Source organism: Streptomyces sp. ISL-12 (assembly GCF_018614415.1).
Classification (GTDB): Bacteria; Actinomycetota; Actinomycetes; order Streptomycetales; family Streptomycetaceae; genus Streptomyces.
Map to the genome: position 1 here is coordinate 18,256 of NZ_JAGGOO010000107.1, position 10,576 is coordinate 28,831.

At 74.0% G+C, this 10,576-nt stretch carries 8 protein-coding genes; 6 read left to right on the forward strand and 2 right to left on the reverse strand.

Annotation, left to right across the window (positions count from 1 at the left end; all coding sequences use genetic code 11):
* Positions 1 to 101 precede the first annotated feature (101 nt).
* From J7I94_RS26880 to J7I94_RS26890, 3 genes are all read left to right on the forward strand, one after another.
* Complete coding sequence (locus J7I94_RS26880; RefSeq protein ID WP_215170931.1) at positions 102 to 2,150, forward strand: ABC transporter ATP-binding protein; 2,049 nt, start codon at positions 102 to 104, stop codon at positions 2,148 to 2,150.
* Positions 2,147 to 4,000 carry an ABC transporter ATP-binding protein gene (locus tag J7I94_RS26885; RefSeq protein ID WP_215170933.1) on the forward strand — a complete coding sequence of 618 codons (1,854 nt, stop codon included), beginning with the start codon at positions 2,147 to 2,149 and terminating at the stop codon, positions 3,998 to 4,000. The genes J7I94_RS26880 and J7I94_RS26885 overlap by 4 nt, the downstream gene beginning before the upstream one ends.
* A 266-nt stretch (positions 4,001 to 4,266) precedes the next feature.
* A complete protein-coding gene (locus tag J7I94_RS26890) occupies positions 4,267 to 4,776 on the forward strand; it encodes a DUF1990 domain-containing protein (protein ID WP_215170936.1) in 510 nt (169 codons plus the stop codon).
* On the opposite strand, the gene J7I94_RS26895 is transcribed toward J7I94_RS26890, so the two are convergent.
* The gene (locus tag J7I94_RS26895; protein ID WP_215170938.1) at positions 4,773 to 5,144 is read right to left on the reverse strand and encodes a helix-turn-helix domain-containing protein; all 372 of its coding nucleotides are present in this window, start codon (positions 5,142 to 5,144) and stop codon (positions 4,773 to 4,775) included. The two genes, J7I94_RS26890 and J7I94_RS26895, sit on opposite strands and share 4 nt — an antisense overlap.
* A gap of 86 nt (positions 5,145 to 5,230) precedes the next feature.
* Between J7I94_RS26895 and J7I94_RS26900 the strand changes: the two genes are divergently transcribed.
* The gene (locus tag J7I94_RS26900; RefSeq protein ID WP_215170940.1) at positions 5,231 to 5,641 is read left to right on the forward strand and encodes a RidA family protein; all 411 of its coding nucleotides are present in this window, start codon (positions 5,231 to 5,233) and stop codon (positions 5,639 to 5,641) included.
* Between the two features lie 22 nt (positions 5,642 to 5,663).
* On the opposite strand, the gene J7I94_RS26905 is transcribed toward J7I94_RS26900, so the two are convergent.
* Positions 5,664 to 8,306, reverse strand: a complete 2,643-nt coding sequence (locus J7I94_RS26905) for a glycosyltransferase family 1 protein (protein WP_215170941.1) — start codon at positions 8,304 to 8,306, stop codon at positions 5,664 to 5,666.
* A gap of 288 nt (positions 8,307 to 8,594) precedes the next feature.
* Between J7I94_RS26905 and J7I94_RS26910 the strand changes: the two genes are divergently transcribed.
* Together J7I94_RS26910 and J7I94_RS26915 are read left to right on the forward strand one after the other, a co-directional pair.
* Entirely contained in the window at positions 8,595 to 9,794 is a 1,200-nt protein-coding gene (locus J7I94_RS26910) for a S8 family peptidase (RefSeq protein WP_215170942.1), read from the forward strand.
* Between the two features lie 217 nt (positions 9,795 to 10,011).
* Positions 10,012 to 10,576: maltotransferase domain-containing protein (locus tag J7I94_RS26915; protein WP_215170943.1), on the forward strand; the 565-nt coding region annotated here is incomplete at its 3' end.

The window sequence follows — 10,576 nt, forward strand, 5'->3', positions numbered from 1 at the left end:
CCCACCGGCGCACCGGGCGGCGGGACCGTGCCCCGGTACAACCCCCGTGGCGGAGAAAACTCGATGGGCAGTGCCGGCGGCGGTCCGTAGGCTCGCTGTCGATGACCACGACACCCGTACCCCCCACGGACCGGTCCGCTGTCCGCATCCTGCTGCGGCTGTGGCCGTTCGTACGGCCCGTGCGGGCGCGGCTGTTCGCCGCCGCGTTCGTCGCGGTCCTCGCCTCCTGTGTGGCGCTGGTGATCCCGCTGGTCCTGAAGTGGATGGTGGACGGCCCGGTCGCCGGCCGCGACCCGGCCGGGGTGTGGCTCGGCGCGCTGTACCTGCTGCTCCTCGGGCTGGCGGAGGCGCTGCTGTTCGGGCTGCGGCGGTGGCTGGTGGCCCGGCCGCTGTCGCGGGTCGAGGCGGAGATGCGGGCCGCGCTGTACCGGCGGCTGCAGCGGCTGCCGGTGGCCTTCCACGACCGCTGGCCCTCGGGGCAGTTGCTGTCCCGGGGGACGACGGACCTGATGCTGCTGCGGATGTTCCTCGCCTTCCCGCTGACGTTCCTGCTGGTCAACGGGGTGACGATTCTCGTCGGCGTGATCATCATGCTGGTGCAGGACTGGTCGCTGGGGCTGGTGATCCTGGGGCCGGCCGTCCCGGTGGTCATCACGTGCTCGGTGTTCGAGAAGAAGTACGCCGACATCGCCCGGCGGGCCCAGGACCAGGTCGGGGACCTGACGACGGTCGTCGAGGAGAGCGTGCTCGGCATCCGGATCGTCAAGGGGTTCGGGCGCCACCGCAGCCAGGCGCGCGCCTTCAGGAAGCTGTCGGGCACCCTGCGGGGGACGGAGCTGCGCAAGGCGCGGCTGCTGGCGTCCATCTGGGCGGTCATCGTCACCCTGCCCGAACTGGCCGTGGGGGCCGCGCTGGTGGTCGGGGCGGTGCAGGTGGCGGACGGGCGGCTGTCGGCGGGGACGCTGGTGGCGTTCTTGTCGACGGCGCTGGCGCTGCGCTGGCCGATCGAGTCGATCGGCTTCCTGCTGGCGATGAGCCAGGAGGCGGCGACGGCGACGGAGCGGTACTTCGAGGTGATGGACGAGGAGCCGGAGGCCGACGGCGCGCGTCCGCCGGCACCGGAGGCCGACGGCGCGCATCCGCCAGTGCCGAAAGCCGACGGCGCACGTCCGCCAGTGCCGAAAGCCGACGGCGCGCATCCGCCAGTACCGAAAGCCGACGGCGCGCATCCGCCAGTACCGAAAGCCGACGGCGCGCATCCGCCAGTACCGAAAGCCGACGGCGCGCATCCGCCAGTACCGAAAGCCGACGGCGCGCATCCGCCAGTACCGAAAGCCGACGGCGCGCATCCGCCAGTACCGAAAGCCGACCACGCACGCACGCCGGTGCCGGGCGGCGGGGAGCGCGGCCTGCGGTTCCACGGCGTCCGTTTCCGCTACCCCGACGCCGACCCGGACTCCCCGCCCGTCCTCGACGGCGTCGACCTGCACATCCGCCCCGGCGAGTCGCTCGCCCTGGTCGGTGCCACCGGCAGCGGCAAGACGACGCTCACCGCGCTCGTCCCCCGGCTGCACGAGGTGACGTCCGGCCGGATCACCCTGGACGGCACCGACATCACCGCCCTGCCCCGCCAGGAGCTGCGCGCCCTGGTCGCCGTCGCCTTCGAGGAGCCGACGCTCTTCTCCGCGACCGTCGGGGAGAACGTCCTGATGGGCGCGGGCCCCGACGCCTCAGAGGCCGACCTCTCCCGCGCCCTCGCCATCGCCCAGGCCGACTTCGCGCACGCCCTGCCCGAGGGCACCGCCACCCAGGTCGGCGAACAGGGCCTGAGCCTGTCCGGCGGCCAGCGTCAGCGCCTCGCGCTGGCCCGCGCGGTGGTCGGCAGGCCCCGCTTCCTCGTCCTGGACGACCCGCTGTCCGCCCTGGACGTGCACACGGAGGCCGCCGTCGAGGCCGCCCTGCGCCGGGTCCTCGCGGACACCACCGCGCTGATCGTGGCCCACCGGCCCTCCACGGTGCTGCTCGCCGACCGCGTCGCCCTGCTCTCCGGCGGCCGGATCACCGCCGTCGGCACCCACCACGAACTGCTGCGCACGAACGCCGAGTACGCCCATCTGATGTCAGGGGCAGGGGAGGACGACCACCGATGACGGCGCCCACCACCACCGCACCGGCCACGGACGGCCCCGACGACCGCACACCGCCCGCCGGTGACGCCTTCGACCGCGACGTCCTGCCCACCCCGCCCGGCGCCACCGCCGCCCTGCTGCGCTCCCTGCTGGCGCCGATGCGCGCCCGCGTCGCCGTCACCTCCCTGCTGCTCCTGCTCCAGCAGGCGGCCGTGCAAGGGAGCCCGCTGCTGGTGGCGTACGCCATCGACCACGCCGTCCCCGCGCTGCGCGCCGACGACCACGGGCCGCTGATCGCGGTCGCCGCCGGCTACCTGCTGTGCGCGCTGGCCGGCGGGGCGCTCCAGTACGCCTTCATCAACGCCGCCGCCCGCGTCAACCAGGACGTCCTCCTCGACCTGCGCGGCCGGATCTTCCGCCACGCGCAGGCCCTCAGCGTCGACTTCCACGAGCGCTACACCTCGGGCCGGCTGATCTCCCGCTCCACCACGGACGTCGAGTCGCTGCGCGAACTGCTCAGCGAGGGCCTCCAGGAACTGATCACGGTCGTCCTCTCCTTCGTCTACATCACGGCGATGCTGCTCTGGCTGGACCTGGGCCTCGGCGCGGTGGCGGTCGCCTCGTTCGGACCGCTGTACGCGCTGGTGCGGACGTACCGCCGCCGGGCCGGCCAGGTCTACGGGCGGCGGTCGACGGCGATCGCGGCGGTGATCGTGAAGTTCGTGGAGACGATGAACGGCATCCGCCCGGTGCGCGCGTTCCGCCGTGAGGCCGCCAACGACGCCGACTTCGCCGTACTGAACCGGCGGCACGAGCGCTCCAACGGCGACGCCCTGCTGGAGATGGCCCGGTATGTCACAGGCTCCCGGCTGATCGCCAACACGGCCGTCGCGGGCATGGTGCTGTGGGGCGCCTACCGGGTCGCGGACGGCACCCTCGCCCTCGGCGTGCTGGCGGCGGCGGTGCTGTACCTGCGCCGCCTGTACGACCCGATCGACCGGTTCGGCATGTTCCTGAACTCCTACCAGTCGGCGGCGGCCTCCCTGGAGAAGATCGCGGGCCTGCTCGCCCAGGTCCCCTCCGTGCCGGAGCCGTCGGCCCCGGAGGAACTCCCGCCCCTGACCACCGGCTCCCCCGGCCGCGAGGTCGTCTTCGACGCCGTCCGCTTCGGCTACCGCACCGGCGGCGAGGTCCTGCCCCGCTTCGACCTGACCATCCCCGCCGGGCAGACCGTCGCCGTCGTCGGCTCCACCGGCGCGGGCAAGTCCACCCTGGCCAAGCTGCTGGCCCGCTTCTACGACCCGACCGGCGGCCGGGTCCTGCTCGACGGCACCGATCTGCGCGACCTGGCCGTGCCCGAGCTGCGGCGCGGGGTGGTGATGGTGACGCAGGAGGCGTTCCTGTTCTCCGGCACGGTCGCCGAGAACATCGCCATCGGCCGCCCGGAGGCCACCGACGAGGAGATCGAGCGGGCCGCGAAGGCGATCGGCGCCCACGACTTCATCGCCGCGCTGCCCGACGGCTACGCCACCGACGTCCGCAAGCGCGGCGGCCGCATCTCCGCCGGCCAGCGTCAACTGGTCGCCTTCGCCCGCGCGTTGCTGGCCGACCCGGCGGTGCTGATCCTCGACGAGGCGACCAGCTCGCTGGACGTCCCCGGGGAGCGGGCGGTGCAGCGGGCGATGCGGACGGTACTGCAGGGCCGTACGGCGGTGGTGATCGCCCACCGCCTGTCGACCGTGGAGATCGCCGACCGGGTGCTGGTGATGGAACACGGCCGCATCGTGGAGGACGGTCCCCCGGCCGACCTGATCACGGGCACCGGCCGCTTCGCGGATCTGCACCGGGCGTGGCGGGACAGTCTGGCGTGAGCACACGACGGCGCCCCGCCGGGCCCTCGGGATCTCCGCACCCCGGTGTCGCCCGGGCCTGTCTGACGATTCCCGCCTGCTCTGCGACGCCATGCACGCACTCTCGCCGCACCGGCCCCTGACCCGAGTACGTCCAGTACGAGGGCCAGGGGCCGGCACTCCCCCAGCCTCCGGCCGGGGGGACCCCCAGAGCACGCGCCTGACGCCGCGGAGCCGCCCTTCGGGCGACGACGGGAATGGCCAGACAGGCCCTAGTCTTGGGACCCATGTCCTTCACCTACGACGCCGTCGGCGCGACCCGCGGGCAGGGCCACTGCCCGCCGGGGTTCCACTCCCTGCACGTGCGCACCCGGCTGGGAGAGGGGGAGCCGGTCTTCCGCCGGGCGGCCGAGGCGCTGCTGACCTGGGAGATGCACCGGGCGATGGGCGTCGGCCTGGACGCGGGTGCCGGGCGTGCCGCGCCCGGCGTCGACGTCACCGTCACCCTCGCCGGGATGATCAAGGCGCCCTGCCGGGTGGTGTGGACGGTGGAGGAACCCCGCCGTGCCGGGTGGGCGTACGGCACGCTGGCCGGTCACCCCGAGTGCGGCGAGGAGGCCTTCGTCGTGGACCGCACGGGTGACGGCACCGTCTGGCTGACGGTGACCGCCTTCAGCCGCCCGGCCAAGTGGTACGCCAAGGCCGGCGGCGCGGCGACCCGGGGGCTGCAGCACGCGTACGCGCGGCGCTGCGGCACGGTACTGCGGCGGCTGGCCGCCGGGGAGGCCGAGGACTAGGCCTCGTCGAAGGCGTCGCGGGCGCGCTCGATCTCCGGCAGGTGCGCCGCGGCCCACTCCAGGAGGACCTCGACCGGGTGCCGGAGGGTCTTGCCCAGCGGGGTGATCCGGTACTCGACGGCGACGGGGCGGGTGCTGAGGAGCACCCGCTCGACGATGCCGTTGCGTTCGAGCCGCCGCAGCGTCGCGGTCAGCGACTTCTGCGTCACCGCGGGGACGGCACGGCGGAGGTCGTTGAACCGGCAGGGCCGTTCGCACAGTTCGTTGAGGACGTCCAGCGACCACTTGTCCAGCACCTGGTCGAGCAGCTCCCGGTGCGGGGCGGTGATGCGCAGCTCACCGGTGGGGAAGTCGGGTGCGGTATCCATGCCGGTACTTGGTCTCCTTGAAGTGCCCTTCGTACACCAGGTAGCGAAGGTATACCCACTCCGGCTCACCGACCGAGGAGACCTCGATGCCTGTTCGCCGTTTCACCCCCGACGGCATGCTGCGCCCCACCCCCTACGCCCATGTCGCCGTCGGCACCGGGACCCGGCACGTGCACGTCAGCGGCCAGATCGCGCGGACCGCGGACGGAGCCCCGGTCGCGCCGGGCGACCTCGCCGGGCAGGTCGCGCAGGCGCTGCGGAACACCGCGACGGGCCTCGCGGGCGCCGGCGCGACGTTCGACGACGTCCTGCGCCTGACCTTCTACGTCACGGACTGGGCGCCCGAGAAGATCGAGGCGTTCATGGCGGGCGTCGAGCGGGTCGCCGGGGAGATCGGGCTGCCCCGACCGATGCCCCCGGCGTCGCTGATCGGCGTGGACTACCTCTTCGAGCCCGACGTACTGGTCGAAGTGGAGGCCACCGCCCTCACCGGCTGACGCGCCGGCGCGGGCCCGGTCGTCACCGCATCAGCAGCCCCGCAGCCTCCACCAGTTCGTCCGAGGGGACCGCGACCAGGCCCAGTTCCGCGCCGGAGGCCAGCAGCGGGTGGGCGGGCAGGATGCGGACCGTGTAGCCGAAGGTGCCGGTGCGGTCGAGGGCGAGCGGGCCCTCGTAGGCCCAGCGGCCCTCCAGGTCGGGGCCGCCCACCGGCTTCAGCGGGACCGCCGTCGCCTCGGTGATGCGGTCCTCGGAGTCCACCCGGCCGGAGACCGCCTGCACCTCCACGTCGTCCGGGGCGAGTTCCCCGAGGTCGACGCGGACCCGCAGGCTCAGCGTGGAGCCGAGTTCGGCGGTGGCGGTGGCGGTGCCGGTCTCGACGTGGTCGACGCTCACCCCGGGCCAGGCGGCCCGTACCCGGCTCTTCCACTCGGCGAGGCCGCGCGCGGCGTCCGGGTCCATCGCGCGGTGGGCCGCGGCGGCGGGCGCGTAGAGCCGCTCCACGTACTCGCGGACCATCCGCCCGGCCAGCACCTTCGGCCCGAGCAGGCTCAGGGTCCGGCGGACCATCTCGATCCAGCGGTCGGGCAGGCCGGAGGGGCCGCGCTCGTAGAAGCGCGGGGTGATCCGCTGCTCCAGCAGGTCGTAGAGGGCGGCGGCCTCTATGTCGTCGCGCCGGTCGGGGTCGGTGCCGGCGCCGTCCGCGGTGGGGATCGCCCAGCCGAAGTCCGGCCGGAACCACTCGTCCCACCAGCCGTCCAGCACCGAGACGTTGAGGCAGCCGTTGAGCGCCGCCTTCATGCCGGAGGTGCCGCACGCCTCCAGGGGACGCAGGGGGTTGTTGAGCCAGATGTCGCAACCCGGGTAGAGCCGCTGCGCCATCGCCATGCCGTAGTCGGGGAGGAAGACGACGCGGTGGCGCACGCGCGGGTCGTCGGCGAACCGGACCAGTTCCTGGATCAGCCGCTTGCCGCCGTCGTCCGCCGGGTGCGCCTTGCCCGCGACGACGATCTGCACCGGCCGCTCGGGGTGGAGGAGGAGGTCCGTCAGCCGGTCGCGGTCGCGGAGCATCAGCGTGAGGCGTTTGTACGAGGGGACGCGCCGCGCGAAGCCGATGGTGAGGACGTCCGGGTCCAGGACGCCGTCGATCCAGCCCAGCTCGGCCGTACCGGCGCCGCGCTGGCGCCAGGAGGCCCGCAGCCGCTCCCGTACCTCGGTGACGAGCTGTTCGCGCAGCGTGCGGCGCAGCTCCCAGATGTCCTCGTCGGGGATGTCGGCGACCGAGTCCCAGCGGTCGGAGCCGCCGACGGTCAGCGCGTCCTCGGTGCGCTGTACGCCGATCTGCCGGGCTCCGAGCCGGAACACCTCGGGGGCGACCCAGGTGGGCGCGTGCACCCCGTTGGTGACGGAGGTGATCGGCACCTCGTCGGCGTCGAAGCCGGGCCACAGGCCGGAGAACATCTCCCGGCTGACGCCGCCGTGCAGCAGGGAGACGCCGTTGGCGCGCTGGGCCAGGCGCAGGCCCATCACCGCCATGTTGAAGAGGTTGGGTTCGCCGCCGGGGTAGGTCTCCATGCCCAGGCGCAGGACGCGTTCGACGTCGATGCGGGGCAGTTCGGCGCCGGGGCCGAAGTGCCGGGCGACCAGTTGGCGGTCGAAGCGGTCGATGCCGGCCGGGACGGGGGTGTGGGTGGTGAAGACGGTCCCGGCCCGGACCGCCTCCAGTGCCGGCTCGAACTCCGATCCCCGGTCGCACAGTTCCGCGATGCGCTCCAGGCCGAGGAAGCCGGCGTGTCCCTCGTTGGTGTGAAACACCTCGGGTTCGGCGTGTCCGGTGAGCCGGCAGTACGTCCGTACCGCCCTGACCCCTCCTATGCCCAGCAGCATCTCCTGGAGGAGCCGGTGCTCGCTGCCGCCGCCGTAGAGCCGGTCGGTGACGCCGCGTTCGCCGAGGTCGTTCTCCTCGACGTCGGAGTCGAGCAGCAGCAGCGGGACCCGGCCGACCTGGGCCAGCCAGAGCCGGGCGCGCAGTTCCTTGCCGCCGGGCAGGGCGAGGTGGACCTGGGCGGGGGTGCCGTCGGTCTCCTTCAGGAGGGTCAGCGGCAGCTCATCGGGGTCGAGGACCGGGTAGTGCTCCTGCTGCCAGCCGTCCCGGCTCAGGGACTGGCGGAAGTAGCCGTGCCGGTAGAGCAGGCCGACGCCGATCAGCGGCACACCCAGGTCGCTGGCGGCCTTCAGGTGGTCGCCGGCCAGGATGCCGAGGCCGCCGGAGTACTGCGGCAGCGCGGCGGTGATGCCGAACTCCGGGGAGAAGTAGGCGACGGCGGCGGGCAGCCCGGCGGACTGCGCCTGGGCCTGGGCCCGGGACTGCGTCTGGTACCAGCGGTCGCCGGTCATGTAGTGGTCGAGGTCGTCGGCGGCAGCGGCGAGGCGGCGCACGAAGCGGCGGTCCTCGGCCAGCTCGCCGAGCCGCTCGGCGGGGACGGCGCCGAGCAGCCGCACCGGGTCACGGCCCGAGGCCGCCCAGCACTCGGGGTCGACGGACCGGAACAGGTCGCGGGTCTCCGCGTGCCAGGACCAGCGCAGGTTGCGGGCCAGGTCGCTGAGTGGCCGCAGGGGTTCGGGGAGGACGGGACGGACGGTCAGTCGGCGGATGGCCTTCACATTCCACCTCACGCGATCGCGGGAACGACGCGGTGTGTACCGCGCCGCCTCTCCGACGGTACCGGCGTCAGGGCAGCCCTCGTGGGGGCTTCGCCCGCAGACCGCCCGATCGGCGGGAACGACGGCATCCGGGACCGCCGGACGGACCACCGGTCCCGCACGTCCGGATATGGCTGATTCCACCCCGCTGGGCCACCTTGTGACCCTTCGTGGCACACGAGAGGCTGCGTGCAGGCGTGGCGGTCCCGGGGAGGGCGGCCCGCCGGACCGAGGAGGGGAACGCACACCATGGCACGGACGCGCACGCGTCTGCGCCCGGCGGGGGGCCTGGTCGCGGTGAGCTGTGCTGCGGCGCTTTCGGCCATGACCCTGCCCGCGCAGGCCGCACCGGAGGGCCGCGTACTCGGCGCCGGGGCACCCGGCTCGGTGAGCGGGAGTTACCTGGTGACACTGAAGGGGGAGGTGCGGGCGGCCTCCGCCGACGGGCAGGAGATCGCCGGTGCGTACGGGGCGAGAATCAGCCACACCTACGGCACGGTGCTGAACGGATACGCCGTCACCGCCGACGCGAGACAGGCGCGGCGGCTCGCGGCCGACGCCCGGGTCGCCTCGGTCGTCCAGGACACCCGCGTGGTCGTGGACGGCACGCAGAGGAACCCGCCGTCCTGGGGTCTCGACCGCGTCGACCAGCGGAGCCTGCCGCTGGACCGCCGCTACACCGCGCCCGGCAGCGGCGGCAAGGGCGTGACGGTCTACGTCATCGACACCGGCGTCCGCACCTCGCACCGGGACTTCGGCGGCCGGGCGAGCAGCGGCCGGGACTTCGTGGACCGGGACCGCACCGCCCAGGACGGCAACGGACACGGCACCCATGTCGCGGCCACCGCCGCCGGATCGGCGTACGGCGTGGCCAAGAAGGCCCGGGTGGTCGCCGTACGCGTCCTGGACGACCAGGGCGCCGGCACCACCGCCCGGGTCATCGCCGGCATCGACTGGGTCACGAAACACGCCCGCAAGCCGGCGGTCGCCAACCTCAGCCTCGGCGGTCCGCGCAACAGCCGGCTCGACGCCGCCGTCCGCGCCTCGATCGCGTCCGGCGTCACGTACACGGTCGCCGCGGGCAACTCCGGGCGTCCCGCGTCGGGGTACTCCCCCGCCGGACTGCCACAGGCCGTCACGGTCGGTGCCACCGACCGGAACGACACCAGGGCCGCCTTCTCGAACTACGGCGCCGCCGTCGACCTGTTCGCCCCGGGCGTGTCGGTCACCTCGGCGTCCCGCGCGAGCGACACCGCGCGGGCCACGGCCTCCGGTACGTCGATGGCGGCGCCGCACGTCGCGGGCGCGGCGGCGCTGTACCTGACGGCGCATCCGCGCGCCAAGCCCGCCCAGGTGGCCAAGGCGCTGGTGTCGGAGGCCGTTTCGGGCAAGGTGTCCGGGCGGGGCACGGGATCACCGGACCGGTTGCTGCGAGTGCCGCGCACCTGAGTGCTCGCGGGGATGCGCAGGGAGACGCGGGGACACGCGGGGGCACGCGGGGGCACGCAAGGGATGGGGAGAGATACGCGTGAGTAGTTAACAAAGCGCCGGATTGCCCACCCGAAGAGTGTGGGAAGGATCCTGCGGTACACGCTTGGTACGACCCCGCGCGACCCACCTCCCCACAGTCATCCGCCCACCCTCGTCGACGCGGACAGGAGCGGTCATGCCCGCCACGCACCACTCGTCAGCACCCCCCACAGCGCACGGCGCCCCACCTCCCGGCGCCTCGACACCCGCGACCCCGGCCGTCGGCCGCATCCCCGTGCTCGACGTCCGTCCGGTGGTCCAGCACGGGCGCAGGCCCGCCAAGGCGGTGACCGGCGAGACGTTCCGGATATCGGCCACCGTGTTCCGGGAGGGACACGACGCGGTGGCCGCCAACGTCGTCCTGCGGGACCCCGAGGGCCGCCCCGGCCCCTGGACGCCCATGCGCGAACTGGCCCCCGGCACCGACCGCTGGGGCGCCGAGGTGACCCCCGGGGCACCGGGCCGGTGGACGTACACCGTCGAGGCGTGGAGCGACCCCGTCACGACCTGGCGGCACCACGCGCGCGTCAAGATCCCGGCCGGCATCGACACCGGCCTCGTCCTGGAGGAGGGCGCCCGGCTGTACGAGCGGGCCGCCGCGCAGGTGCCCGAGGACGCGGGCCGGCGCGACGTGCTCGCCGCCGCCGAGGCGCTGCGGGACGAGACCCGCCCGGCCGCGTCCCGGCTGGCGGCGGCGCTGA